The organism is Pseudomonas oryzihabitans, from assembly GCF_032027545.1.
In the GTDB taxonomy this organism is placed as follows: domain Bacteria; phylum Pseudomonadota; class Gammaproteobacteria; order Pseudomonadales; family Pseudomonadaceae; genus Chryseomonas; species Chryseomonas oryzihabitans_F.
The window spans coordinates 46,438-71,368 of record NZ_JAVSJB010000018.1; the positions used below are offsets into that span (position 1 = coordinate 46,438).

Consider the following 24,931-nt stretch of genomic DNA (forward strand, 5'->3'; position numbering starts at 1 on the left):
GGTGCCCCAGGTGCACCGCGGCGGTCAGTCGGTTACTTGGGATAGCCGGCGCGTTTCATGTCGCGCACCGTCGCGGTCTGGGCGGCGGTCAGCGCCTGCTCGACGCTCATCTGGCCGGTAAGGGCCGCGGCGAACAGCTGGCCGATGCTGGTACCCAGGGCCTGGAACTCGGGGATGGTCACGTACTGGATGCCGACGTAGGGTACCGGCTGGGCCGAGGGATGGGCGGGATCGGCATGCTGCATCATGTCCAGGGTGATCTTGGCGAAGGGTGCAGCCGCCAGATAGGCCGAACTGTAGGTGGATTGACGGGTACCCGGCGGTACGTTGGCGACGCCATCCCGGTCAGCCACCAGCTGTACGTACTCCCTGGAAGTCGCCCAGGTCACGAAGGTCCTGGCCGCGTCCTTGTGCTTGGCACTCGCCGGAATGGCCAGCGACCAGGCGTACAGCCAGGAGGAGCCCTTGTCGGTGACTTCACGGGGTGAGGCGGCGAAGCCGACCTCGTCGGCCACCTTGCTCTGGCTCCTGTCGGTAGTGAAGGAGCCCGCCACGCTGGCATCGACCCACAGCGCGCACTTGCCACTGTTGAACAGCGCCAGGTTCTCGTTGAAGCCGTTGCTGGAAGCGCCGGGCGGACCGTATTTCCTGAGCGTGTCGACATAGAAGGTGGCGGCAGCCTGCCATTCGGGACTGGTGAGCTGCGGCTGCCACTGCATGTCGAACCAGCGGGCACCGAAGGCGTTGGCCAGGATGCTGATGACCGCGACGTTCTCGCCCCACCCGGGCTTGCCTCTCAGGCAGAGGCCGTACTGCTCCTTGTCCGGCTGGTTCAGCTTGGCGGCGAAGGCGCCGAGCTGCGACCAGGTGGGCTCGGCGGGCATGCTCAGGCCGGCCTGCTGGAACAGGTCCTTGCGGTAGTAGGTGACGGTGCTCTCGCCATAGAACGGCAGGGCATAGAGGGTGCCCTTGACCGACAGTCCCTCGCGCACCGCGGGGAAGATGTCGTTGACGTCGTAGCTCGCCGACAGAGCCTGCAACGGTTCCAGCCAACCCTTGGCGCCCCACAATGGGGTCTCGTAGGTCCCGATGGTGAGGACATCGAACTGGCCACCCCCGGTGGTGATGTCGGTGGTCAGCCGCTGGCGTAGGACGTTCTCTTCCAGAACCACCCAGTTGAGCTTGATGTCGGGATGCTGCTGCTCGAACACCTGGGATAACCGCTGCATGCGGATCATGTCGCTGTTGTTGACGGTAGCGATGGTGACCGATTCGGCGGCCTGGACGACCCCGGTCAAGCCGAGTGCAGTTGACAGCAGCAAAGCGAGGGAAGGCTTCATCCTGTCTCTCCGTGGCTGCCGCGACGGGCAGCTTGTTGTTGTTATGGATCGAGCGCCGCCGATGGAAATTTGATTTGTCGTGGCGGCGGCACTGATTACAACAGCAGCATCGAGGCCTTTGCTAACCTGCCATTGACCAATCGCTGATACTTTTTTGATGTGAAGCGTCCGCTGCAGCGCAGTCAAAAAAACATCGGTAGACCGCAGCGGGTGAGGGCGGGCAGAGTGATCCCACGACAACGAACCGAGCAAGCGCCATGACGGTTTCCGCCTTCCTCGAAACCCGACCTGCGGAGCTGGAAGTGATCCTGGCCGAGCCAGACCAGAGCTTTCGCTGGTACGAGCACGACTATCCCTATGCGCTCGCCCGCTGGAATCATCACCCGGAGTATGAGATCCATCTGATCCGCCAGGGCAGCGGACGACTGCTGGCCGGGGACTATGTCGGTCCCTTTGAGGCCGGTCACGTCGCCCTGATCGGCCCGGATCTCCCGCACGACTGGATCGGCGATCTGCCGCCGGACCAGGTACTCGCCGGGCGCGACGTGGTCATCCAGTTCACGGGCGACTGGCTACGCGCGCTGAGTACCCTGGCTCCGGAACTGGGCGACTATCTACCGCTGCTGGAGCGGGCCAGGCGTGGCCTGGAATTCAGGGGCGAGACCGCCCGGCACGCCACCGAGCTGATCGAGGCCATCGGCCAGGCGCGAGGTGCGGCGCGGCTGCTCACCTTGTTCCGGCTGCTCGGCCAACTGGCCCAGGCGCCGGCTGACGAGGTGATCGTCCTCGCCAGTGCCTGTTATGCGCCGGCGCTGGACGCCCGTAGCGCCGCGCGGGTGCACCAGGCCTTCGACTACCTCCTGAGCGACCTGGCCGAGGATATCCGTTTGCCCGAGATCGCCCGGCGGGTGGGCATGAGCGAGGCCGGGTTTTCCCGCTTCTTCAAGAAGGTCACCGGCCATGGCTTCATCGAGCTGGCGCGCAAGCTGCGCATCCAGCGTGCCTGTCGTTTGCTGATGCAGGCGGAGCTCTCCATCGCCACCATCTGCTTCGCGGTGGGCTATTCCAATCTGTCCAACTTCAACCGGCATTTCCGCAACGAAATGCAGCAGACGCCGAGTGAGTATCGGCGCGGACTGCTGAGAACCAGGCGCGAGGCGGGTGAGGGCGGGCGAGGGTAGCGGCGCCTCGCCCGCCGCTGGCGAACGCGGAGTCCAAGTGCGCCAGGATGGGTTGCCCTTTACTCGGCGTTCGACGGCTTGGCCCAGAGATTGATGTCGCCTTCGACCGCATGGGTATCGATCTCGGCCAGTTCTTCGGCAGTGAAGGCCAGATTGTCCAGCGCCGCCACGTTCTCCACGATCTGCTCTGGCCGGCTGGCACCGATCAGGGCACTGGTGACGCGTGAGTCGCGCAAGGTCCAGGCCAGGGCCAGCTGGGCCAGGCTCTGGCCGCGGCGCCTGGCTATATCGTTCAAGGCACGGACCCGCGCGAGATTCTCGGCAGACAGATGACCCTGCTGCAGCGACTGGCCACCAGGCTGGTTGACCCGGGCATCGGCGGGCACGCCATTGAGATACTTGTCGGTCAGTAGTCCCTGAGCCAAGGGCGTGAAGGCGATCACGCCACTACCCAGCTCTTCGGTCGCGTCCAGCAGATCTTTCTCGATCCAGCGGTTGAGCAGGTTGTAAGCCGGCTGGTGGATCAGCAGCGGAATCTTCCAGTTGGCCAGGAGCTTGGCCATTTCGCGGGTCTTGGTGCCTGAATAAGAGCTGATGCCTATATAGAGGGCCTTGCCTTGCTGTACCGCAGTGGCCAGGGCACCGGCGGTTTCCTCCAGCGGCGTATCCGGATCGAAACGGTGCGAATAGAAGATGTCGACGTAGTCCAGCCCCAGACGCTTGAGGCTCTGGTCCAGGCTAGCCAGGACGTATTTGCGCGAGCCGCCACCTTGGCCATAGGGTCCGGGCCACATGTCCCAGCCGGCCTTGCTGGAGATGATGAGCTCGTCGCGGTAGGCGGCGAAGTCCTCGCGCAGCAGCCGGCCGAAATTGATCTCGGCGCTGCCATAGGGTGGGCCGTAGTTGTTGGCCAGATCGAAGTGATTGATGCCCAGGTCGAAAGCGGTCCGCAGCAAGGCGCGCTGCCGATCCAGCGGCGTGCTGTCGCCGAAGTTGTGCCACAGCCCAAGGGACAGCGCCGGCAGCACCAGACCGCTGCGACCCACGCGGCGATAAGGAATACGGTCGTAGCGATCGGAAGCGGCTTGATAAGCCATGCAAAGCTCCTTTGGAAGAAATGGGGAATCGACGGGACGTGGCGTGGCGAAGGCGTCATCGGATTAAAGCTGTCGGTAGCGACTTGTTCAAACCCGCACAGGCATACGCCTGGGGTTCAGGCCAACGATGAGCGGCGGCAGAACGAGCACTCGGATTCTGCAGCGCCGGGTGATGAGCGTCTGTGACTGGCATCGCTTGGCGACGATCCTGGCAGGCTAGGGAGCGAACCAAGCTGAAGGGTTCAAGCTTAAAAAGCACGAGGCCCAGGGTCTGCCTTCACAGGCATAACTTCGCATAATGTATATTATGTTAAATTGAATACATCTCTGCTGGTCCTCCTAGGATGGTCAATTGGGCTAGCCTCTCCTGCACCGATTGCGACCCGAGTGGAAAGACCCAAACCCTTGATGGCCTTCCTGGCAGGTCAGCCGCCCGATGTCATTCAACGACTTGAATGGAAAACCGCCCGCCTTGAAGTCGCGGGCTTAGTGGAATGAAGCTGACAGGCTCGACTCGATTGCAGCTCCGCAGCCCTTCGTACCGAGTGGCCATTCCGTGCATCACAGCAATTCAGAGCTGCAGCTGAGAGATCTCCGCTCATAAAAGCATTGAAATCAATTGCCTCAAGACCCATACGGAGCTGGTAAAAAAACCTGGCACGCGAACGCTGTTCCTCACTTACGAGCCAGATCCCAGGCTTCCCTCCATCACACTGCAAACTTTCAATTGTTAGGTTTAGCATGGCACATGAAGTAAATAGCCAAGCTCTTGAGGAAGAGGACATCAATTCCGACAATATATAGCTAAAGCTTGGGCTACTGTCGGTCAATGCCAGTAAGCTTGAGGAGAGATAAGGTAGCGCAACCACCCTCCCCTTGACGTCCAGTCACTTCCATTACTGGGCGTTATCAGTCACCGCAAATTAACCGGGTACCGCGATCCGCATTCCGACTTTTCCCTTCGCTCTTCCGCTCCCGAGATAGGCCAACGCTTCTGCCGCCTCTGCTAACGAGTACACTCTGTCAACCACTGGACGAATTGCGCCCTGGTCGATTAAGGTCGCCAGCTTAGCAAGCTGGTTCCCATCCGCGCGCATAAACACAAACGTATAAGTAACTCCGCGAGCCTGGGCTTGCTTACGGATGCCACGGCTCAATAGGCGCATAATCTGTTTTAATGGCCAAGCTAATTTTTGATCATCAGCAAATTGTGGAGTTGGCGGCCCAGAAATAGAGACAAGATGGCCGCCTGGCTTAATAATTCCAAGGGATTTTTTCAGCTCAATCGCGCCGAGGCTGGTCAGGACGACATCGTAATCCCGAAGACTTTCCACGAAGTCCTGCTGTCGATAATCAATGACAACATCAGCGCCGAGTGCCCTGACCCACTCAACATTAGAACTGCTCGTCGTAGTCGCGACAAATGCTCCGAGATACTTGGCAAGCTGAATTGCGATACTGCCAACTCCCCCGGAGCCGGCATGGATCAGTATCTTTTGCCCCCTCTTTATCTTCGCTGTCTCAACGAGGGCTTGCCAAGCAGTCAAGGCGACGAGAGGTAAGGTACCAGCTTCGACCATACTGATGGTGGTGGGCTTTAGCGCGATACTGGACGATTTAATGGCGATAAATTCGGCAAAACTCCCAATCCGGTCATGATCCGGACGGGCATAGACTTCATCACCAGGCTTGAAGTGATGAACTTCCGAGCCCACAGCTACTACGGTACCGGCCACATCACTACCTAATACCAGCGGCAGAGTGTAGGGAAGGATGAATTTGAATTCACCCCTCCCTATTTTAATGTCCAATGGATTGATGCTTGTTGCATGAATCTGGATGAGCACATCGTCTGGTTTCATTTCTGGTGACGGAATATCGCCCAACCTGCCTAAGATCTGCTTTCCATACCGATCAATGATGAATGCTTTCATGCGAAGGAAGTTCTCCGAAAAATACGACTGCCAGGTTTGAGGGGTGTAGTGAAAGATAGCGTAACGTTCAGCGCTCGTCCTTGTGCTTGAAGGAACGCTGGTGCTGACACGCCGAAATTTATCGTGATACTGAAATGTCCCGCCAAGGCCAACATCCTTGAGGGTTGATCCATGAATACGCCGGCAGAGATGTTTCGCCTACGACCTTCGCCTTCGCTGAAGTCATCACCTACTCCGTGAGGAACTGCGGTGGCCAAATCCGAACGCTTTGCCAGCGCGGCGCAGCTCCATCACAAGCCAGGTGATGTACGGCGCGACCTAAAGATCAGGACGATAGTGCTCCGCGACGTTTGCTTGCTTGATATCCGCCAGCAGCATTTGCCGGGCAACATCCAGAGCATTCCAGCGAGCTGCGACATGTAGCGCTGGGATAGTGACTAGTTCTTTTCGATCGAATCCCACAAGCGCCGCATCAACAAGCTCATCTACGTCCATCAGATCGGGTAACGTGGCAATATCGATGCCCGCACGTCCCCAAATCTCGGTTCGAGTTCCAGCAGGTAGTACTGCCTGGACGTAAACGCCCTTCGGTGACAATTCGAGGCTCAAGCCTTGGGAAAGAAAAAGAGCGAACGCTTTGGTAGCGCCATAGACAGACATTCCATACTCAGGTGCTAGTCCCACCACTGAACCGACGTTCACGATCGAGCCCTTTCCAGCTGCCGCCAACCGCGGTGCTATAGCGCTGGCTAGCCTCACCAAAGCTACCGTATTAAGTGAAACCAACTGCGCGACCGCCTCTGTGGACTGATCAACGAACTGACCAGAGAGTGCAGCTCCAGCGTTGTTGATCAATATCTCAATGCGTGTGTCCTCACGTAAACGCGACTCAACGGTCGCTAGGTCGTCGGCCAGAGTGAGGTCGGCCGGAAGGATGTCGACGCCGACGCCAGCCTCTTCTCTTAGCCTTTGAGCAAGGGCTTCCAGACGCGTGTGATCCCGGGCAACCAGAACCAGATCGTGCCCCCGATGTGCAAAGCGCTCGGCATAGCTCGCGCCGATACCGGTGGAAGCACCTGTAATAAGAACGGTAGAGAGAGGTGTCATGGCTGATTTCTCGAGGTTTATAGAGAGTTGGGGTAGCCCACGTAGCTTTGGCCCAGCTCCGTAGAGCGTGGAGGGATCCGGCTGCGCTGACGGCGCATAGCGTGAGGCGATTCCGCAGGCGCACCTTAATGATGTCAATCGTAATCTAAGGCGTCAATGGCTTTGATGATGATCAACATCAATGTATAGTGAAGCTTTTTCTTGCAGGTCGAGCTGATAAGGGGCCGGACATGAAGGTGACTAAGGCACAAGCGCAAGCCAACCGCGCACGTATCGTCGAAACCGCGTCCTATCTATTCCGCGAGCGTGGCTATGACGGCGTAGGTATCGCAGAGCTCATGGCAGAAGCGGGCTTCACGCATGGGGGGTTCTACAAAAATTTCGCGTCGAAGGCTGACCTTCTGGATGAGGCCGCCGCCTGCGGCTTTGCTCAGGGTGCAATGAAAGCCGAGGTTCTTGATGAACATGGATTTATCCGCCATTACCTGTCCCGGACACACAGAGACAATGTCCGAAATGGCTGTACCATGGCGGCGCTTTGCACGGATGCAGCCCGGCAAGCAGGCTCCACCAAGGCGATCTTCGCCGAAGGATTGGAAGGTATGCTGAAGTTCTTGGCGACGCAGACCAGCGAAGCTGAGGTTGGTGAGCAAATCGGGCGTTCTCGGAGCATGAATTTGGCCCTGATAGCACAGGTCGTGGGCGGGCTACTGCTGTCACGGGCTTGCCCCGATGACTCGCCACTCGCCGATGAGATCTTAGAGGTCTGCCGCAATGCTGCGTATGAGAGCCTCTCTATGAGGTCTGGTCATTCGGACGGAAATCGCTAGGTTCGTCCTAGCGTTACAAGTATTTTAGTAGCTGGCGGTCAGGGATTACTCATGGCCTCGCCTGCCAATAATCGAAGCTTCGATGAGCAGCCGACTTTTACACGTTCGTAGCCCTCTCAAGAGATTACGTTCCGCGATTAACGGGATATGCCAGCGGGTCCAAACCGCTTGAATCAATGGTCGGAACGTCACGGACCGCTTTTAAAAAACGAATGGAAAAACACAAATGTTTCCAATCGAAACGCGATTGGCGCATTTCCCTGGCTGCAGATGGCCCGGCTGTCGAATCGACGCTAACGCGTTGTAGCTTGACGACCCCCTGACAAAACAACCAAATCCTGGCCTAGGACGGTGATTTCCCGCAGCACGTATCGACCTCAAGCACCGATGGCGAATGCAGTCCCTGGTCTGATTGGTAAGAAACGCTAATCGAACTGTCCAGGCTTTCGAGGATTATCTGGCCAGGCTTGCAGGCTTATGGTGTTTTTCAAGCGATGCCTCCATTTCGGAGCCGTGCATGACGCCCATCAACGAGCCTTAGCTGTGGGGTTTAACCACCATGAAGCCATCAAATCGTTTCGCCTGGACCGCACTCTTTATGCTCGCTGCGCTAGTCGGTACCGCTGCAGCCGCCGAGTCCACCACCGAGCGCAATCGTCAGGTCATCGAACGGGCCTTCACCAACTGGACAGCGGGCACTGGCAGCTTCTTCGAGGACGTCATCTCGCCCGACGTGGTCTGGACCATACAGGGAAGCGGCCCCGCTGCGGGTGTCTATCGCGGTCGCCAGGAGTTCCTGCACCGCGCGGTACGGCCCTTCGCACAGCGACTGGCGACGCCAATCGTGCCCCGGGTGCAGGCCATTTGGGCGCAGGGCAACCAGGTGGTGGTGCGCTGGAAGGGCACGGCCACCGCCCGCGATGGCGCGCCCTATCGCAACGAATACGTCTGGATATTCGACATGCACGATGACCAGGCCGTCCGGGTCGAGGCCTTTCTCGACCTGGCGCCTTATCAGGACGTCATCGACCGTATCCCGCTCGCAGCGGAGCAGGATTCGAATAGGGCCGGCTAACCTGGGCGGCCACCCTCCTCTCGCTCGCCACCGGGCTGAGCTTTTCCAGCGTGGCTTTTCCCCAAGATAGAGGACGCCCGGATCAGCCAGACCGGGCACCAAAGATTGAGACTGGCTACCTTGCTGATTCCTATCAGCCCTCATTGTCGTGAGGATCTGGGTCAGTCCAACGCCCGAACGATAAGGCCCTCCTCCCCGTACAACGCCAGCAGGCGGCAGGCCATAGGTTGAGCCAGCAGCCTGGCGGCTACCGCCGGTTCCAATTCCCGGCGCAGGCGCCTGACCAGGTCGCGGGCGCCGAAGCGGGCATCGTGTCCTTGGCAAAGGAAGGCCTTGGCACTCTCGTCCAGTTCCAGGCTGCGCCCGTGGCGGCCCAGGCGCTGGTTGAGCTTGCCCAGCTCGATGTCGAGCAGGCCGGGAAGCCAGTCGTGTTCGAGGCGTTCGAAGGCCAGGATGCGATCGATGCGGTTGAGGAATTCCGGATCGAAGTGCTGGTGCAGATTCTCTTCCAGGATACGGCCCTGGTCCTGCGGCAGCAGGTTGAGCCAGCGCCGCCAGCCGCGCTCGAAGCGGGTGCTGTAGGCCTGCACGGCGCGGGCGCCCAGGTTGCTGGTCATGAAGATGAGGCTGTTGCGGAAGTCGAGACGCTTGCTGCCGGCGCTGAGCACCAGTTGGCCGCTGTCGAGGACGTTCAGCAGGGTGCGGATGACCTGGCGATCGGCCTTTTCCAGTTCGTCGAACAGCACGATGCCGGGGCGGCCATAGCTGCCGGCGATGGCTTCGGCATCGAACAGAGTGGTGCCTTCCTTGCTGCCCACATAGCCGGGGGGCGCCCCGGCCAGGGCCGCGGTGTAATGTTCCTGGGCCAGGGTGTTCATGTCGATGCGGCACAGGGCATTCGGGCGGCCGTGGATGGCCTGGGCCAGTAGCCGCACCACCTCGGTCTTGCCGACCCCGGTGGGGCCGATGAACAGGCTGACACCGAGCGGTCGTTCCGGATCACCGATGTCGGCCTTCACCACCTTGAGCAAGGCTTCCACCTGGTCGAGCACCCTGTCCTGGCCAAGGATGCGGGCGCGCAGCAGGGCCATGACCGCAGCCGGCTCGAAGAGGAAGCGCGAGGGCAGCGGCGCCTGGCCCTCACGGGCCAACTGGCCGCGGTTATGCTCCAGCAGGTCGTTGACGAATGGCATGCACCCTCCTCCTCCCTGGCGGCTCAGCCCAATTGCCGTTCCTGACCGGGATGCGGCAGCTCGCCTACCGGGCAGTCCGCCACCCCGATGGTGGGGCGGGTCATCCGCTCGACGTCCGCCTGGGCCTTCTGGGCATCCAGTACCCAGGTGCGGTAGAAGTCGAAGGGGCAATCGGCCACGCCCTTGTCGCCATCGCCGGAGTTGTAGACGCCGGTGTAGCCGCGGTGCAGCAACTTGAACAGGTGATTCTGCGATTGGTCGTTGGCGCGGGCATCGCGGATCTGCGAGATCGACAGCTGGGCGTACTGGATACCCATTTCCTCTTCGCCGCACTCGCCCAGGGTGCGACCGTCGAAGCCGATCAGCGCCGAGTGGCCGAAATAGCTGTACACCCCGTCGAAGCCGGTGGCATTGGCCACCGCCACGTAGCAGTTGTTGGCCCAGGCCATGGTCTTGGCCATCAGCACCTGCTGCTCCTTGGCCGGGTACATGTAGCCCTGGCAGCGCACGATCAACTCGGCGCCCTTCATCGCACAGTCGCGCCAGATTTCCGGGTAGTTGCCGTCGTCGCAGATGATCAGGCTGATCTTCAGGCCCTTGGGGCCCTCGCTGACGTAGGTGCGGTCACCGGGATACCAGCCTTCGATGGGGCACCAGGGGATGCACTTGCGGTACTTCTGCACGATCTCGCCCTGGTCGTCGATCAGCACCAGGGTGTTGTAGGGCGCCTTGTGCGGATGCTCCTCGTGGCGTTCGCCGGTGAGGGAAAAGATCCCCCAGGTCCGAGCCTCGCGGCAGGCGGCGGCGAAGATCGCCGTCTCTTCGCCCGGAATGGTCGCGGCGGTGGCCATCATCTCGTCGCGGTCGTACATGATCCCCATGGTGCTGTACTCGGGGAACACCACCAGGTCCATGCCCGGCAGGCCGAGCTTCATGCCCTTGATCATCGCGGCGATCTGGCGGGCGTTGTCGAGGACCTCCGCCCTGCTGTGCAGACGTGGCATCCGGTAGTTGACGACAGCGACACCGACGGTATCGGGGCTGCTGGAGATATCACCATGGCGCATCGGGTTGCTCCTGGGAAAGGGCTGGACCGGGGATCAGTGACTGATCATCCAGGGCCGGGTTGATGGACTGGTCTTCAAGCCATGGGGATTGGCCTTGGTGCGCGCCGCTGGCTTGCTCGGCGCGCAGCAGCTGCAGCCGGTGCCATGGCTGCGCCTGGCCTTGTATTCCTCCAGCGACTGGGGCGCGTGGCGTGCACGCTCGTTGGTCTCATGGGCGCGGCGTTGGCCCCCGGCCAGGGTCGCCAGGCCGGGTGCACTGAGGATCACCCGGGGGCTCGGCGTCGCGCAGTCGGGGCAGGCGCAGGGGTCATCGCGCTGGGCCATGGGCCGCAGCAGGGTGAAGTCACCGCAGTGTGGGCAGTCGTATTCGTAGATCGGCATGGCGGGCTCCTGGCGGCTGGGCGCGGTGGGTGGCCGCGCCCGAACGGCTCATTTGTCGTAGGCGATGGGCATGTCGATGCTGCCGTCCAGGTAGCGGGTCGGGCCGGCGGCGCTGGGGTTGATGTCGAATTCGAAGATGTCGGTCGGCAGCCAGAGGGTGGCGCAGGCGTTGGGGATGTCGACCACCCCGCTGATATGCCCCTGCACCGGCGCCGAGCCCAGCAGCGAATAGCCCTGGGCGCCGCTGTAGCCGAACTTCTTCAGGTATTCGATGGCGTTGAGGCAGGCCTGCTGGTAGGCCAGGTTGACGTCGAGGTAGTGCTGCTTGCCGGCATCGTCCACCGAGATGCCTTCGAAGATCAGGAAGTTGTTGTAGGTGGGCACGATGGGGCTGGGCTTGAAGATGGGATTCTTGATGCCGTACTTGGCCATGCCGCCCTTGATCAGCTCGACCTTCATGTGCACCCAGCCGGCCATCTCGATGGCGCCGCAGAAGGTGATCTCGCCATCGCCCTGGCTGAAGTGCAGGTCGCCCACCGAGAGCCCGGCGCCCTCGACATAGACCGGGAAGAAGATCTTCGAGCCACGCGAGAGATCCTTGATGTCGCAGTTACCGCCATGCTCGCGAGGTGGCACGGTGCGCGCACCGGTCGCAGCGGCTGCGTCACGCGCCGCGCCGGTGAGCTTGCCCAGGTGCGCGGTGGCGGCGAACGGCGGATTGGCCAGCGGCGGCACCCGGGTCGGGTTGCTGTCGATCAATTCCTGCTCGCGGGCATTCCAGTTGGCCAGCAGCTTGGGGTCCGGCAGGCAGCCGATCAGCCCGGGGTGGATCAGGCCGGCGAAGCGCACCCCCGGGATGTGCCGGCTCTTGGTGAACATCCCCTCGAAGTCCCAGATGGATTTCTGCGCCGAGGGGAAGTAGTCGGTGAGGAAGCCGCCACCGTTCTGCTTGGAGAAGAAGCCGTTGAAGCCCCACAGCGACTCGGCCTTGGCGCCGATGTCGAGCAGGTCGACCACCAGTAGATCACCCGGCTCGGCACCCTTCACCCCCACCGGCCCGGACAGGTAGTGCACGGTGGACAGATCGACATCGCGCACGTCGCTGGCGTCGTCGTCGTTCTTGATCGCGCCACCGGTCCAGTCGTAGGTCTCGAGGATGAAGTCATCGCCCGGCTTGACCCAGCAGGCCATGGGGATGTCCGGGTGCCAGCGGTTGTGGACGTTCTCGTTCTCGGTGGCGGCCTGGTTGAGGTCGACCTGGATCAGGGTGTCGGTCATGACGAAGCTCCTTGGACCTGGTGGATAGCCCGCGCATCGGGCCGGGGTGGGTGCCGGGAGCTAGTCTTGATGCCAGGGCGAACGGGGGAAATACGTTGGATGACGTAGCGACCGTCTCGTGGAGCCCTGGAACCGGAGGAGGTTGCAGGTGGGCACGCCCGCTGGATCGGTGAGTGCGCTACAGTTCACCGGCGGCGCCCGCCGGCCCTCATCACCAACCCGAGGTTGGTGCAACCCGCTCATGCCTGGACCCTGTCGATGCGTGCAGAAGACTCGACCCCGCCCGCCCCCTCTGACCCGCTGTTCAACCTGTCCCTGGGGAAAGGCCTGCAGGTCCTGCAGACCTTCATGGCGCAGCGCACCCTGACGCTCGGCGAGATCGCCCGGCTGACCGACATGAACAAGGCCTCCGCCCAGCGCGCCGTGCACACCCTCGAAGTGCTGGGCTACGTGGGTCGGGACCCCCGCACCCGGCGCTTTCGACTGCTGCCGAAGGTCATCGAGCTGGGCTTCAACTATTTGGTGGGTCATCCCCTGGTGCGGCTGGCGCATCCCTACCTGGCCCAGCTCGCCCAGGCCTCCGGCGAGACCGCCAGCCTCACCGAGCCGGTTGACCAGAGCATGGTGTACATCGCCCAGATCATGACGACCCAGACCATCCCGGTGCTCACGCCCGTGGGGATGCGCATTCCCATGTACTGCACCAGTTCGGGCCGCGCCTACCTGGGGTGCCTGGACGATGCGGCAGTACGTACGGTGCTGGCCGCCGCGCCGCGCGAGGCGCGCACCCCCAGCACCCTGACCGACGTCGAGGCCATCCTCACCCGCATCCAGACCGCCCGGCACCTGGGCTATGCCATCAATTGCGAGGAGTTGTTCCTCGGCGACATGGGTATCGCCGCCCCCATCGTCGACCGGCACGGCGTACCGGCGGGCGCCGTGCACCTCTCGCCACCGACCAGCCGCTGGACCCTGGAAGAGGCGACGCAGCGACTCGCGCCCCTGGTGCGCGACTGCGCCCGCAACATTTCCGAGTCCCTCGCGCATTAACGGCGCACGGCCCATGGGTCTGCGCACCATTTTGACTGGGGCAAGGCCGGCGGGTTAGGCGCACGGGTGGTACCGCGGAACGTCTGGCGCGCCCCCTCGCCATGGGCGATCACCAAGTTGAATCGATAATCGATATATAAATATCGATTGGCACGTGCGTTGCTTTTTCACCCTCAGCCACTTTCAACCGATGAGGGATCTCGATGAGCGATGACACGAACCGTTCCGCGCCGCTTGCCCGGCTTGCCGGTCTGACCCTCGCCCTGGCCTGCGCCCTGGGCGGCAGCAGCTTGGCCGCGGCGCAGGAGAAGACCCTGCGCATCGCCATGACCGCCGGGGACATTCCCCGTACCCTGGGCCAGCCGGACCAGGGCTACGAGGGTAACCGCTTCACCGGCATCACCCTCTACGACGGCCTGACCCAGTGGGACCTCAGCGCGGCGGACAAGCCCAGCGTGCTCATTCCCGACCTGGCGGAATCCTGGTCGGTCGACCCGGACGACCACACCAAGTGGATCTTCAAGCTGCGCCAGGGCGTGACCTTCCACGATGGCTCGCCCTTCGATGCCAGGGCGGTGGTGTGGAACGTCGACAAGGTGCTGAACAAGACGGCGCCGCAATACGATCCCTCGCAGATCGGTGTCACGGCCTCGCGCATGCCGACCCTGAGGTCCGCCCGGGTGATCGACTCCTCTACCGTAGAACTCACCACCGCCGAGCCGGATTCCTTCCTGCCCTACAACCTGACCAACCTGTTCATGGCCTCGCCGACCCACTGGCAGGCCAAGTTCGACGCCGTGCCGGCCACCGTCACCGATCCGGCGCAACGCGCCCAGCAGGCCTGGACGGCCTTCGCCGCCGACGCCTCCGGCACCGGCCCGTTCAAGATGGCCAAGTTCGTCCCGCGCGAGCGGCTGGAGCTGGCGGCCAACCCCGCCTACTGGGATCCCAAGCGCCGCCCACGCATCGATCACGTGGTGCTGCTGCCCTTGCCGGAAGCCAGCGCCCGCACCGCCGCCCTGATGTCCGGCCAGGTGGACTGGATCGAAGCGCCGGCGCCGGATGCCCTCGACGCCATCAAGGCGCGTGGCTACACAATCTATTCCAACCTGCAGCCGCATCTCTGGCCCTGGCAGTTCTCCCTGCTGCCGCAGTCGCCCTTCCACGACAAGCGCGTGCGCCAGGCGGCGAACCTGTGCGTGAACCGCGACGAACTCAAGACCCTGCTCAGCGGACAGATGGAACCGGCGACCGGTGTGGTGGAGCCGGGCGACCCCTGGCGCGGCTCGCCTAGCTTCCAGGTCCGCTACGACGTGGCCGCGGCGCAGAAGCTGATGGCCGACGCCGGCTATTCCGCCGACCACCCGGCCAAGATCAAGGTGCAGACCTCCGCCTCGGGCTCCGGCCAGATGCAGCCGCTGCCGATGAACGAGTACATCCAGGAAAACCTCAAGCAGTGCTTCTTCGATGTGCAGTTCGACGTCCTGGAATGGAACACCCTGTACTCCAGTTGGCGCCTCGGCGCGAAGGACCCGGCGGCGCACGGCGCGGACGCGACCAACGTAAGCGCGGCGACCATGGACCCCTTCTTCGCCATGGTGCGCTTCGTCAGCAGCAAGGCCCTGCCGCCGGTCTCCAACAACTGGGGCTACTACACCAACGAGCAGACCGACCAGCTCATCGCCAAGGCCCGCACGTCCTTCGATGAACAGGCGCGCAACCAGGCCCTGGGCGTGCTGCACGCCAACATCGTCGACGAGGCGCCCTTCCTGTTCGTCGCTCACGATGTCGGCCCGCGCGCGCTCTCGCCGAAGATCGGGCACGTGGTGCAACCCAGGAGCTGGTTCATCGACATCGCCACCATGACGATGGACTGACGCCGCCAGAGCCGCCTCCCCCCGGGGCGGTCATCCCCGTGCCCAACCGGCACGGACTCCAGCAGGCACAGGCCCGGAGGCCCCCCACCATGCTCGGCTATCTGCTTCGCCGTCTGCTCTATGCACTCCCCATCATGCTCGGGGTGGACTTCCTCTGTTTCATGCTGGTGCACATCGCGCCGGGCGATCCGCTGGTGTCCATCCTGCCCGCCGATGCCTCGGCCGAGCTGCAGCGGCAGATGATGAGGATCTACGGTTTTGATCGACCGCTGCCGGAGCAATTCCTGCGCTGGGTGTGGCGCGCCCTGCACGGCGACCTGGGTACCTCCATCGCCACCAGCCGGCCGGTCACCGGCGAGGTGCTCAAGGCAGTCGGCAACACCCTGATGATCGCCGTGCTCGCTAGCCTGATCGGCTTCAGCCTGGGCTCGCTGTTCGGCTTCGTCGCCGGCTACTTCCGCAATTCCTGGGCCGACCGCCTGGCGTCGCTGGTGTCGGTCATCGGCGTGAGCCTGCCCAACTACTGGCTGGGCATGGTGCTGGTCATCGTCTTTTCCGCCCAACTGATGTGGCTGCCGGCCACCGGCGCCGGACCGGGCGGCTCCAGCGACTGGCGCTGGGACTGGGCCCACGTCCAGTACCTGATCCTGCCGGCGGTGACCATGTCCTTCATCCCCATGGGCATCGTCGCCCGCACCGTGCGGGCCCTGGTGGCGGACACCCTGGCGCAGGAATTCGTCATCGGCCTGCGCGCCCGTGGCCTGAGCGAAGGCGGGGTGCTGCGCCACGTGGTGAAGAATTGCGCGCCCACCGCCCTGGCGGTGGTGGGTCTGCAACTGGGTTACCTGCTGGGCGGCTCGATCCTGATCGAGACGGTGTTCGCCTGGCCCGGCACCGGCTTCCTGCTCAACCAGGCGATCTTCCAGCGCGACCTGCCGCTGCTGCAGGGGTCGATCCTGATCCTGGCGCTGTTCTTCGTCCTGCTGAACCTCCTGGTGGACGTGCTGCAGACCGTCCTCGACCCCCGTATCGAACGAGGCTGACATGACCGCCGCCATCCAGACGTCCCTCCCCTCCTCTGCGCCCGGCGTCGTGCGCTCGCGCAGCCACCTCGCCAACGTGCTGCACCGGCTGGTGCGCAATCCGCTGGCGATGGTCTCGGCCAGCCTCATCCTGCTGCTGATCCTCATGGCGGTGTTCGCGCCCTGGATCATGCCCCACGATCCCTTCGCCACCTCGATGCTCAAGCGACTGAAGCCCATCGGCACGCCGGGGCTGCTGCTGGGTGGCGACGAACTCGGGCGGGACCTGCTCTCGCGGCTGATCCTCGGCGCCCGGTTGTCGCTGTTCATGGGCATCGCCCCGGTGATCCTGGCCTTCGTCCTCGGTGGCACCCTCGGCATCGTCGCCGGCTACGCCGGTGGCTGGCTGAACACGGTCATCATGCGTTGCATCGACGTGCTCTATGCCTTCCCCTCGGTGCTGCTGGCCATCGCCCTGTCCGGGGCGCTGGGGGCGGGCATCACCAATGCGCTGGTGTCCCTGACCATCGTCTTCGTGCCGCAGATCGCCCGCATCGCCGAGAGCGTGACCACCGCGGTGCGGCGCAGCGACTACGTCGATGCGGCACGGGCCAGTGGCGCCTCGGCGCTGCTGATCGTGCGCAAGCACGTGCTGGGTAACGTCATAGGGCCCATCTTCGTCTATGCCACCAGCCTGATCTCGGTGTCGATGATCCTGGCCTCCGGCCTGTCGTTCCTCGGCCTCGGCGTCAAGCCGCCCGAGCCGGAGTGGGGGCTGATGCTCAACACCCTGCGCACCGCCATCTACAGCCAGCCCTGGGTCGCCGCCCTGCCCGGCCTGCTGATCTTCATCACCTCGGTGTCCTTCAACATGCTCGCCGACGGCCTGCGTTCGGCCATGGAGGTCAAGCAATGAGCCCGTCGCCCCTGCCCGCCCCGATCGACCCACGCGACCTCGGCGGTCCCGCCCAGCCGCTGCTGATCGTGCGTGACCTGAAGAAGCATTTTCCGCTCAAGCGAAGTGGTTTCAGCCTGCGCCGAGAGCGCCTGGCCGTGCGCGCGGTGGATGGCGTGAGCTTCACCCTGCTCAAGGGCGAGACCCTCGGCGTGGTGGGCGAATCCGGCTGCGGCAAGTCCACCACCGCCAGGCTGCTGATGCAGCTCACCCGCCAGGATAGCGGCGAGCTGGTGTTCGACGGCCAGACCGTCGGCGCGGTGCTACCTCTGCGCGACTATCGCCGGCAGACCCAGATGGTCTTCCAGGACAGCTACGCCTCGCTCAATCCACGCATGACCCTCGAGGATTCCATCGCCTTCGGCCCGACCGTGCACGGCGTCTCCCGCGCCGAGGCCCTGGCCCGCGCCCATGACCTGCTGGCGCGGGTCGGGCTGGAACCGGGCCGTTTCGCCGGACGCTATCCTCACGAGCTGTCCGGGGGCCAGCGGCAGCGCGTCAACATCGCCCGGGCGCTGGCGCTGGAGCCGCGGCTGATCATCCTCGACGAGTCGGTCTCGGCACTCGACAAGTCGGTGGAAGCCCAGGTGCTGAACCTGCTGGCGGATTTGAAAGAGGCGCTGGGACTGACCTACCTCTTCATCAGCCATGACCTCAATGTGGTGCGCTACGTCTCCGACCGGGTGCTGGTGATGTACCTCGGCGAGGTGGTCGAGGTGGGCGAGGCCGATGCCCTGTTCGAGCGGCCGCTGCATCCCTATACCCGGGCGCTGCTGCGCTCCATGCCCAGTACCGATCCCCTGCACCGGACCGAGGAGGCACCCCTGGCGGGCGATCCGCCGAATCCCATAGCGCCCCCGTCCGGCTGCCGTTTCCATACCCGCTGCGACTACGCGCAAGCCGTCTGCGCCCAGCGCGCGCCGCGCTTCGCGGAGGCCGAGCCGGGTCGCAGCGTGGCCTGCCTGCGCTACGAGCCCGACTCCGGCTACGTCCTCTCCCCCACCCCGTCCCCGGAGGCGAGCCATGTCTGAGGCCCTCATCCAGTTGCGTGACCTGCACGTGGAGTTCCACCCGCCGGGCAAGCGCATCCAGGCCGTCAACGGGGTATCCCTGGAGGTCGGCCAGGGCGAGGTACTCGCGCTGATCGGCGAGTCCGGCTCCGGCAAGAGCGTGACGCTGCGCGCCTTGATGCGGCTGCATCCGGAAAAGACCACCCGCTATGCCGGCGGCCTGCAGATCGCCGGGGAGGATGTGCTGGCGCTGTCGTCCAGGGCGCTGACCCAGTTGCGCGGCAAGCGCGTCGCCATGATCTTCCAGGAGCCGCTGCTGGCCCTCGATCCGGTCTACACCCTTGGCCAGCAGATCGGCGAGGCCATTCGCCGCCACGAGGGCCTGAGCAAGGACGCGGCCCGGGCGCGCGCCCTGCGGTTGTTCGAACGGGTGCGCATCCCCAGCCCGGAGCGCCGTCTCAATACCTTTCCCCACGAGATGTCCGGCGGCATGCGCCAGCGCGCCATGATCGCTCTGGCCCTGGCCTGCAATCCGCAGGTGCTGCTGGCCGACGAGCCGACCACGGCGCTCGACGCCACGGTGCAGATCCAGATCTTGCTGTTGCTGCGCGAGCTGCAACGCGAGCTCGGCCTGTCCATCGTCTTCGTCACCCATGACATCGGCGCCGCCGCCGAAGTCGCCGACCGCATGGCGGTGATGTACGCCGGCCGCATCGTCGAGGAAGGCCCGGCGGCCGTCCTGCTCACCCAGCCCCGCCATCCCTATACCCAGGCGCTGCTGAAAAGCCGTAGCGAGGGGGCGCTGCAGAAGGGCAAGCGCCTGGACAGTATCGGCGGAGCCCCGCCGGACCTGTCTCGCTTGCCGCCCGGTTGTGCCTTCGCCGAACGCTGCGGACTGGCCCAGGAGCACTGCCACCAGGTGGTGCCGGAGGCAACCTCGCTCGGCAATGGCCACCGCGCGGCCTGCTGGCAACTGGCGCAGACCGCACCGCGCAGCGCCCCCTACTGAATCCCCCCTTTCGAACGCCTGCGGAGCCCCCATGAACGCCCACGCCCACTGCTACCTGCCCTACCCCGACAGTCTCGTCCCGCACGCGGACAGTGGCCCACTCGGCAGCCTGAGCTTCGCCGTCAAGGATCTCTTCGACGTCACCGGCTACCCCACCGGCTGCGGCAATCCGCACAAGCTGGCCGCGTCCGGGCTCAAGTCCAGCCATGCCCCGGTCGTCCGGCAGCTGCTCGAGGCCGGTGCCCGCTTCACCGGCAAGGTCATCACCGATGAACTGGCCTTTTCCATGACCGGCAAGAACGCCCACTTCGGCACACCGCGCAATGGCGCCGCGCCCTTGCGGATTCCCGGTGGATCCAGCTCCGGCTCGGCCTCGGCAGTGTCCAACGGACTGTGCGACTTCGCCCTCGGCACCGACACCGGCGGCTCGGTACGGGCGCCGGCCAGCCATTGCGGGCTGATCGGGTTGCGTCCCACCCACGGCCGCATCAGCCTCGATGGCTGCATGCCGCTGGCCCACAGCTTCGATACCTGCGGCTGGTTCGCCCGCGATTTGAACACCTTCGCCCGGGTCGGCGACGTGCTGCTCGGCGCGGATCCCAGCCCCCTGCCAGCGCTGCCGCGACTGCTGCTGGCGACCGACCTCCTGGCCCTGGTCACCCCCAGCGTCCGCGAGGCCACCCGCGCCCTGCTGGACGAGCTCGAACTGCTGCCGACCCCGGTCAAGGGCGCGGTGCTGCCCCTGGACGAACTCTACTGGGCCTTCCGCCACATCCAGGGCCGCGAGGTCTGGGAGAACCAGGGTGACTTCCTCTCGCGTCATCCGGTCCAGCTCGGGCCGGGCGTGAAGGAACGCGTGGCCTGGGCCCAGACCCTCGACGACGGCCAGGTCGCGTCCGCCAGGCAGACGGCGCAGGACTTCGCCGAACGTTTCCAGGCGCTGCTCGGCCGGGACGGCGTACTCCTGCTGCCGACCATGCCGGACGTCGCGCCGCTGCTGAGCACCTCGGACGAGACGCTGGAGGACTACCGGAACCTGTCCATCCGCCTGCTCTGCCTGTCGGTGCTGTCCGGCTGCCCCCAGCTCTCCCTGCCGCTGCTGCGGGTCGAAGGTGCGCCCCTGGGGCTGTCGCTGATCGGCCCGCGCGGCAGCGATCTCTCCCTCATCGCCCTGGCCCGTCGCCTGACCGGCCACCGTCTGTCCTGACTGGAGCTACCCATGACCCTGCAGATCGATTCCGACCGCCTCTGGCAGTCTCTCATGCACCTCGCCGAGATCGGTGGTACCGCCAAGGGCGGCGTCTGCCGACTGGCGCTGACCGACCTGGACCGCCAAGGGCGTGACCTCTTCGTGGCCTGGTGCCGGGAAGCCGGGCTGGGCGTACGAGTAGACGCCATCGGCAATATCTTCGCCCGCCGTGAAGGCACCGACCCTGGTCGCCGGGCCGTCGCCATGGGCAGCCATATCGATACCCAGCCCACCGGCGGCAAGTTCGATGGCAACTTCGGCGTGCTCGCCGGCCTGGAGGTGCTACGCACCCTGGACGACGCCGGCATCCGCACCGCCGCGCCCCTGGAGGTGGTAGCCTGGACCAACGAGGAAGGCTCGCGCTTCGTCCCGGTCATGATGGGCTCCGGCGTGTTCAGCGGTGCCTTCGGCCTCGACGAGGTGCTGCCGCGACAGGACATCGATGGCCTGACCGTGGGCGGTGAACTGGCGCGCATCGGCTGCGCCGGCAGCCAGGCGCCCGGCGAGGTGCCCAACGGGATGTTCGATGCCTATTTCGAGGCCCATATCGAACAGGGACCGGTCCTCGAGGCCCACGACCTGACCATCGGCGTGGTCCCCGGCGCCCTCGGCCAGCGCTGGTACGACGTGGTGGTCACCGGCATGGAGGCCCATGCTGGCCCCACGCCTATGAACCAGCGCCACGATGCGCTGCTGGCGGCCGCCCAGCTGGTGCAACGGATCAACCAGATCGCCCTCGACCACGCCCCCCATGCGCGGGCCACGGTCGGCTTCCTGCAGGTGTCGCCCAACTCGCGCAACACCATCCCCGGTACGGTCAAGTTCTCCGTCGACCTGCGCGCCCTCGACGACGCCGTGCTGTCCGCCATGGACCAGGCGCTACGGGACAGCTGCGCGGCGCTGATGGCCAGCGATGCGCGGCTGGAGGTCGCCGTGGAACAGGTCGTCTACTTCAAGCCCTGCCACTTCGATACCGACTGCATCGGGCTGGTACGGAGCGCGGCGGACACCCTGGGGCTGGCCAGCATGGACGTGGTCAGCGGCGCCGGCCACGACGCCGTCTACCTGGCCGCGGTGGCGCCCAGCGCCATGATCTTCGTGCCCTGCAAGGACGGCATCAGTCACAACGAGCTGGAGGATGCCCAGCAGGAGCACCTGGCCGCGGGTGCCGATGTGTTGCTGCACGCGGTGCTGGCCCGGGCGTCCTGAGGGATGTTCTCGTGTGGTGTTTCAGCGGCGACCGTCTGAAACACCACACGAGCAAGCGGAAGGTGGACGTTCGCTATCGCGGCCATGCCGGCGCGCCGTAGCGACCGCTCCCACAGGTGAGGTACGACGGGTTATCTCGATGTTGCTGGGACTGATGGACCTGAACGCTGGCTCGGATAGCCCCCTCTCCCTTCGGGAGAGGGTTGGAGTAAGGGCGCCCCCTTGCCACCAAGTCTCCAGTGGAAAAGGCTGCGCCGTTTTCCACGCTACGGGTGTATCCATAGCGATAAGACAGTTGCTCCTACAGGCGAGCCGATACCCGTAGGAGCGGTCGCTACGGCGCACCGGCATGCCCGCGATCAATGCGTGACGAACCAGCGACGACGAACAGGCGCTCAGACCGACAGATAGCGACTGATGATGGCCTCATCGACCCTGTCGCCGGTCTCCTCCACCACGAAGCGGCCCTTCTCGATCACCAGGAAGCGGTCGGCGATGTCGAGGGTGAAGGACAGCACCTGCTCGGAGACCACGATGGTCAGGTCCCTCAGGGCGCGGATCTCCTTCAGGGTGCGGGCGATGTCCTTGATGATCGAGGGCTGGATGCCCTCGGTCGGTTCGTCCAGCAGCAGCACCTTGGGATTGGTGGCCAGGGCGCGGGCGATGGCCAGTTGTTGCTGCTGGCCGCCGGAGAGGTTGCCGCCCTTGCGCTGGCGCATCTCGTGCAGCACCGGGAACAGCGCATAGAGATCGTCCGGCACCCTGCCCTTCGCCGAGGCCGGCAGGCCGGTCTGGATGTTCTCCAGCACCGTCATATGGGAAAAGATCATCCGCCCCTGGGGCACGTAGGCGATGCCGCGCTCGACGCGCTGGTGGGTCTCCAGCCGGGAGACGTCCTGGCCGTCCACCGCCACGCTGCCGCTCCAGCTCGGCAGGATGCCCATCAGGCTGCGAAACAAGGTGCTCTTGCCCATGCCGTTACGGCCCATGACGGCGACGATTTCCTGCTTCGCCACATCCAGGCTGAGCTCGTGGAGGATGCGACTCTGGCCGTAGCCTGAGACTAGGTTCTGGATGGTGAACATGGCCGGGATCTCCCGTGATCGGCTGGGTGAGTGGAGATGGACGAAGGCTCAGATTTTCAGTGCCCCAGGTACACCTCGATAACCTTGGGATTGCTCTGCACCGCCTCCATGCTGCCCTCGGCCAGCACCTTGCCCTGGTGCAGCACCGTGACCTTGTGGGCGATGCTCTTGACGAACTCCATGTCGTGCTCGATGACCAACACCGAGCGGCCCTGGCTGATGCGGTTGAGCAATTCGGCGGTCTGGGCCCGCTCGGACACGCTCATGCCCGCCACCGGCTCGTCGAGCATCAACAGCTCCGGGTCCTGCATCAGCAGCATGCCGATCTCCAGCCACTGCTTCTGGCCGTGGGAGAGCAGGTCCGCCTGTTGGTGCAGCAGGTCGGCGAGAAAGATCTGCCCGGCCACCTCCTCCACCCGCGCGACCACCGCCGGGCTACGCTTGAAGAACAGCGCGCCAAAGACCTTGCGGCCCTCGGGATAGGACATTTCCAGGTTCTCGAACACCGTGAGGTTTTCGTAGATGGAAGGATTCTGGAACTTGCGGCCGACGCCGGCGCGGACGATGTCGAATTCCTTCATCTTCGTCAGCTCGCGGCCGTTGAATTCGATGCTGCCGGCGGTGGCGCGGGTCTTGCCGCAGATCAGGTCGAGTACCGTGGTCTTGCCGGCGCCGTTGGGACCGATCACCACGTGCACCTCGTTGCGGTCGACATAGAGGTTGAGGTCGTTTACCGCCTTGAAGCCGTCGAAGGAGACGGTCAGGCCTTCGACGGCCAGTACCGGCTTGGCCAGCTGGAAACCGACGGGGCTGGTATTCATCGCGTGGTCTCCAGAGTAGAGGGCTTGGTCGCAGTGGTCGTGGCCGGCGCTGCGACGGCGTGGGTGGTTTGGCGGCGTCTGAGCCGTGCAAGCAGCGGCAGGCCATGGCTCTTCCACAGGCCGGCGAGACCATTGGGGAAATAGAGGACGACCGCGATGAACAGCCCGCCCATCAGGTACAGCCAGAGTTCGGGGAAGGACTCGGAGAAGTAGGTCTTGCCGAAATTCACCAGCAGGGTGCCGTACACCGCGCCGAGCAGCGACAGGCGCCCACCGACTGCGGCGAAGATGACCATTTCGATGGAAGGCACGATACCGACGAAGGACGGCGACATGAAGCCCACCTGCAAGGCGAACATGGCCCCGCCCACCGCCGAGAAGGCCGCGGCCAGGCAGAACACGAAGATCTTGAAGCTGGCCACGTCGTAACCGGAGAAGCGCACCCGCTCTTCCTTGTCGCGCATGGCCACCAGCAGCCGGCCGAGCTTGGAGGCCAGCACGAAGCGGGCGAGCAGGATGCAGGCGAACAGCAGCGCGGCGTTGACGAAGTAGAGGATGACCTTGGCGCTGTCCGGGCGGATATCCCAGCCCAGTACCGTCTTCAGGTCGGTGATGCCGTTGACCCCACCGGTCAGCCCCTGCTGGCCGATGATGAGGATGCTGAGGATGGCGGCGATGGCCTGGGTGACGATGGAGAAGTACACGTCACCCACCCGCCGCTTGAACATCGCCATGCCGATGACGAAGGCCAGCAGCGCCGGCACCGCGACCACCGCCACCAGGGTGAAGGTAAAACTGTGGAACGGCTGCCAGAGCCAGGGCAGCTCGGTGATCTGGTTCCAATCCATGAAGTCGGGAATGCCGGGAGTTGACTGGATCTTGGTGCTCGCCGGGTCCGAGGCCTCCAGCTTGAGGAACATCGCCATGCAATAGCCGCCCAGGCCGAAGAAGATGCCCTGGCCGAGGCTGAGGATGCCGCCGTAGCCCCAGCACAGCACCAGGCCGACGGCGACGAAGGCATAGGTCAGGTACTTGCCGACCAGGTTCAGGCGGAAGGTATCCAGCGCCAGCGGACAGACCACCAGGATCAGCGCGGCCAGCACCATGAGCCCGAGGGCACCCTGGCGACCGCCGAGCAGGTTGTCGATTGCCTTGTTCATC

The 24,931-nt window shown here is 64.2% G+C and carries 22 protein-coding genes; 11 read left to right on the forward strand and 11 right to left on the reverse strand.

Features of this window, described 5'->3' with window-relative positions; genetic code table 11:
* Positions 1–32 precede the first annotated feature (32 nt).
* Positions 33–1,340 (reverse strand): sugar ABC transporter substrate-binding protein, encoded by a 1,308-nt coding sequence (locus RND78_RS22320; protein WP_312732167.1) that lies wholly within the window; start codon positions 1,338–1,340, stop codon positions 33–35.
* Positions 1,341–1,597: 257 nt separating this feature from the next.
* On the opposite strand from RND78_RS22320, the gene RND78_RS22325 reads away from it, so the two are divergent.
* Positions 1,598–2,521, forward strand: coding sequence for an AraC family transcriptional regulator (locus tag RND78_RS22325; protein ID WP_312732168.1), 924 nt, complete (start codon positions 1,598–1,600; stop codon positions 2,519–2,521).
* Positions 2,522–2,580: 59 nt separating this feature from the next.
* On the opposite strand, the gene mgrA is transcribed toward RND78_RS22325, so the two are convergent.
* The 3 genes from mgrA to RND78_RS22340 all read right to left on the reverse strand — a co-directional run bounded on the left by mgrA (position 2,581) and on the right by RND78_RS22340 (position 6,659).
* Entirely contained in the window at positions 2,581–3,618 is a 1,038-nt protein-coding gene (mgrA, locus tag RND78_RS22330; RefSeq protein ID WP_312732169.1) for an L-glyceraldehyde 3-phosphate reductase, read from the reverse strand.
* Between the two features lie 923 nt (positions 3,619–4,541).
* Positions 4,542–5,552, reverse strand: a complete 1,011-nt coding sequence (locus RND78_RS22335) for an NADP-dependent oxidoreductase (protein WP_312732170.1) — start codon at positions 5,550–5,552, stop codon at positions 4,542–4,544.
* Between the two features lie 318 nt (positions 5,553–5,870).
* Complete coding sequence (locus tag RND78_RS22340; protein WP_312732171.1) at positions 5,871–6,659, reverse strand: SDR family oxidoreductase; 789 nt, start codon at positions 6,657–6,659, stop codon at positions 5,871–5,873.
* Positions 6,660–6,889: 230 nt separating this feature from the next.
* Between RND78_RS22340 and RND78_RS22345 the strand changes: the two genes are divergently transcribed.
* Together RND78_RS22345 and RND78_RS22350 are read left to right on the forward strand one after the other, a co-directional pair.
* On the forward strand, positions 6,890–7,489 hold the full coding sequence (locus tag RND78_RS22345; protein ID WP_312732172.1) for a TetR/AcrR family transcriptional regulator: 600 nt from the start codon (positions 6,890–6,892) through the stop codon (positions 7,487–7,489).
* A 598-nt stretch (positions 7,490–8,087) separates the two neighbouring features.
* On the forward strand, positions 8,088–8,564 hold the full coding sequence (locus RND78_RS22350; protein WP_312732173.1) for a nuclear transport factor 2 family protein: 477 nt from the start codon (positions 8,088–8,090) through the stop codon (positions 8,562–8,564).
* A 161-nt stretch (positions 8,565–8,725) separates the two neighbouring features.
* Here the strand turns inward: RND78_RS22350 and RND78_RS22355 are convergent, their stop codons facing one another.
* Genes RND78_RS22355 through fmdA form a run of 4 tightly spaced genes read right to left on the reverse strand, consistent with a single transcriptional unit; the run spans position 8,726 to position 12,483 of the window.
* On the reverse strand, positions 8,726–9,757 hold the full coding sequence (locus RND78_RS22355; RefSeq protein ID WP_312732174.1) for an AAA family ATPase: 1,032 nt from the start codon (positions 9,755–9,757) through the stop codon (positions 8,726–8,728).
* 23 nt (positions 9,758–9,780) lie between these two features.
* The gene (locus RND78_RS22360; RefSeq protein ID WP_312732175.1) at positions 9,781–10,824 is read right to left on the reverse strand and encodes an aliphatic amidase; all 1,044 of its coding nucleotides are present in this window, start codon (positions 10,822–10,824) and stop codon (positions 9,781–9,783) included.
* Between the two features lie 33 nt (positions 10,825–10,857).
* On the reverse strand, positions 10,858–11,205 hold the full coding sequence (locus RND78_RS22365) for a zinc ribbon domain-containing protein (protein WP_312732176.1): 348 nt from the start codon (positions 11,203–11,205) through the stop codon (positions 10,858–10,860).
* Positions 11,206–11,253: 48 nt separating this feature from the next.
* A complete protein-coding gene (fmdA, locus tag RND78_RS22370) occupies positions 11,254–12,483 on the reverse strand; it encodes a formamidase (protein ID WP_312732177.1) in 1,230 nt (409 codons plus the stop codon).
* A 258-nt stretch (positions 12,484–12,741) separates the two neighbouring features.
* Between fmdA and RND78_RS22375 the strand changes: the two genes are divergently transcribed.
* The 8 genes from RND78_RS22375 (at position 12,742) to RND78_RS22410 (ending at position 21,864) form a co-directional block, all read left to right on the forward strand.
* Complete coding sequence (locus RND78_RS22375; RefSeq protein WP_312732178.1) at positions 12,742–13,533, forward strand: IclR family transcriptional regulator; 792 nt, start codon at positions 12,742–12,744, stop codon at positions 13,531–13,533.
* A gap of 203 nt (positions 13,534–13,736) precedes the next feature.
* Positions 13,737–15,410 (forward strand): ABC transporter substrate-binding protein, encoded by a 1,674-nt coding sequence (locus RND78_RS22380; RefSeq protein WP_312732179.1) that lies wholly within the window; start codon positions 13,737–13,739, stop codon positions 15,408–15,410.
* An 89-nt stretch (positions 15,411–15,499) separates the two neighbouring features.
* A complete protein-coding gene (locus RND78_RS22385; protein WP_312732180.1) occupies positions 15,500–16,453 on the forward strand; it encodes an ABC transporter permease in 954 nt (317 codons plus the stop codon).
* A gap of 1 nt (position 16,454) precedes the next feature.
* Positions 16,455–17,348, forward strand: coding sequence for an ABC transporter permease (locus RND78_RS22390; RefSeq protein WP_312732181.1), 894 nt, complete (start codon positions 16,455–16,457; stop codon positions 17,346–17,348).
* Positions 17,345–18,418 carry an ABC transporter ATP-binding protein gene (locus RND78_RS22395; protein WP_312732182.1) on the forward strand — a complete coding sequence of 358 codons (1,074 nt, stop codon included), beginning with the start codon at positions 17,345–17,347 and terminating at the stop codon, positions 18,416–18,418. The genes RND78_RS22390 and RND78_RS22395 overlap by 4 nt, the downstream gene beginning before the upstream one ends.
* The gene (locus tag RND78_RS22400; protein WP_312732183.1) at positions 18,411–19,406 is read left to right on the forward strand and encodes an ABC transporter ATP-binding protein; all 996 of its coding nucleotides are present in this window, start codon (positions 18,411–18,413) and stop codon (positions 19,404–19,406) included. The genes RND78_RS22395 and RND78_RS22400 overlap by 8 nt, the downstream gene beginning before the upstream one ends.
* Before the next feature lie 31 nt (positions 19,407–19,437).
* Positions 19,438–20,613 carry an amidase gene (locus tag RND78_RS22405; RefSeq protein ID WP_312732184.1) on the forward strand — a complete coding sequence of 392 codons (1,176 nt, stop codon included), beginning with the start codon at positions 19,438–19,440 and terminating at the stop codon, positions 20,611–20,613.
* A 12-nt stretch (positions 20,614–20,625) separates the two neighbouring features.
* A complete protein-coding gene (locus tag RND78_RS22410; protein WP_312732185.1) occupies positions 20,626–21,864 on the forward strand; it encodes a Zn-dependent hydrolase in 1,239 nt (412 codons plus the stop codon).
* A gap of 395 nt (positions 21,865–22,259) precedes the next feature.
* Here the strand turns inward: RND78_RS22410 and urtE are convergent, their stop codons facing one another.
* Genes urtE through urtC form a run of 3 tightly spaced genes read right to left on the reverse strand, consistent with a single transcriptional unit; the run spans position 22,260 to position 24,930 of the window.
* Positions 22,260–22,949, reverse strand: coding sequence for an urea ABC transporter ATP-binding subunit UrtE (gene urtE / locus RND78_RS22415; RefSeq protein ID WP_312732186.1), 690 nt, complete (start codon positions 22,947–22,949; stop codon positions 22,260–22,262).
* Positions 22,950–23,005: 56 nt separating this feature from the next.
* The gene (gene urtD, locus RND78_RS22420) at positions 23,006–23,770 is read right to left on the reverse strand and encodes an urea ABC transporter ATP-binding protein UrtD (RefSeq protein WP_312732187.1); all 765 of its coding nucleotides are present in this window, start codon (positions 23,768–23,770) and stop codon (positions 23,006–23,008) included.
* Positions 23,767–24,930 carry an urea ABC transporter permease subunit UrtC gene (gene urtC, locus RND78_RS22425; RefSeq protein ID WP_312732188.1) on the reverse strand — a complete coding sequence of 388 codons (1,164 nt, stop codon included), beginning with the start codon at positions 24,928–24,930 and terminating at the stop codon, positions 23,767–23,769. Before urtC ends, urtD begins: the two co-directional genes overlap by 4 nt.
* Position 24,931: the final 1 nt, after the last annotated feature.

What these genes read in the sequence shown, in the direction of transcription:
- RND78_RS22375 (WP_312732178.1), top strand. Translation starts at nt 12,742, where the DNA reads ATGCGTGCAGAAGACTCGACCCCGCCCGCCCCCTCTGACCCGCTGTTC.
- urtC (WP_312732188.1), bottom strand. Translation starts at nt 24,930, where the DNA reads ATGAACAAGGCAATCGACAACCTGCTCGGCGGTCGCCAGGGTGCCCTC.
- RND78_RS22395 (WP_312732182.1), top strand. Translation starts at nt 17,345, where the DNA reads ATGAGCCCGTCGCCCCTGCCCGCCCCGATCGACCCACGCGACCTCGGC.
- RND78_RS22410 (WP_312732185.1), top strand. Translation starts at nt 20,626, where the DNA reads ATGACCCTGCAGATCGATTCCGACCGCCTCTGGCAGTCTCTCATGCAC.
- RND78_RS22365 (WP_312732176.1), bottom strand. Translation starts at nt 11,205, where the DNA reads ATGCCGATCTACGAATACGACTGCCCACACTGCGGTGACTTCACCCTG.
- RND78_RS22350 (WP_312732173.1), top strand. Translation starts at nt 8,088, where the DNA reads ATGCTCGCTGCGCTAGTCGGTACCGCTGCAGCCGCCGAGTCCACCACC.
- RND78_RS22390 (WP_312732181.1), top strand. Translation starts at nt 16,455, where the DNA reads ATGACCGCCGCCATCCAGACGTCCCTCCCCTCCTCTGCGCCCGGCGTC.
- mgrA (WP_312732169.1), bottom strand. Translation starts at nt 3,618, where the DNA reads ATGGCTTATCAAGCCGCTTCCGATCGCTACGACCGTATTCCTTATCGC.
- urtD (WP_312732187.1), bottom strand. Translation starts at nt 23,770, where the DNA reads ATGAATACCAGCCCCGTCGGTTTCCAGCTGGCCAAGCCGGTACTGGCC.
- RND78_RS22335 (WP_312732170.1), bottom strand. Translation starts at nt 5,552, where the DNA reads ATGAAAGCATTCATCATTGATCGGTATGGAAAGCAGATCTTAGGCAGG.
- RND78_RS22340 (WP_312732171.1), bottom strand. Translation starts at nt 6,659, where the DNA reads ATGACACCTCTCTCTACCGTTCTTATTACAGGTGCTTCCACCGGTATC.
- RND78_RS22400 (WP_312732183.1), top strand. Translation starts at nt 18,411, where the DNA reads ATGTCTGAGGCCCTCATCCAGTTGCGTGACCTGCACGTGGAGTTCCAC.
- urtE (WP_312732186.1), bottom strand. Translation starts at nt 22,949, where the DNA reads ATGTTCACCATCCAGAACCTAGTCTCAGGCTACGGCCAGAGTCGCATC.
- RND78_RS22360 (WP_312732175.1), bottom strand. Translation starts at nt 10,824, where the DNA reads ATGCGCCATGGTGATATCTCCAGCAGCCCCGATACCGTCGGTGTCGCT.
- RND78_RS22380 (WP_312732179.1), top strand. Translation starts at nt 13,737, where the DNA reads ATGAGCGATGACACGAACCGTTCCGCGCCGCTTGCCCGGCTTGCCGGT.
- RND78_RS22345 (WP_312732172.1), top strand. Translation starts at nt 6,890, where the DNA reads ATGAAGGTGACTAAGGCACAAGCGCAAGCCAACCGCGCACGTATCGTC.
- RND78_RS22320 (WP_312732167.1), bottom strand. Translation starts at nt 1,340, where the DNA reads ATGAAGCCTTCCCTCGCTTTGCTGCTGTCAACTGCACTCGGCTTGACC.
- fmdA (WP_312732177.1), bottom strand. Translation starts at nt 12,483, where the DNA reads ATGACCGACACCCTGATCCAGGTCGACCTCAACCAGGCCGCCACCGAG.
- RND78_RS22385 (WP_312732180.1), top strand. Translation starts at nt 15,500, where the DNA reads ATGCTCGGCTATCTGCTTCGCCGTCTGCTCTATGCACTCCCCATCATG.
- RND78_RS22325 (WP_312732168.1), top strand. Translation starts at nt 1,598, where the DNA reads ATGACGGTTTCCGCCTTCCTCGAAACCCGACCTGCGGAGCTGGAAGTG.
- RND78_RS22405 (WP_312732184.1), top strand. Translation starts at nt 19,438, where the DNA reads ATGAACGCCCACGCCCACTGCTACCTGCCCTACCCCGACAGTCTCGTC.
- RND78_RS22355 (WP_312732174.1), bottom strand. Translation starts at nt 9,757, where the DNA reads ATGCCATTCGTCAACGACCTGCTGGAGCATAACCGCGGCCAGTTGGCC.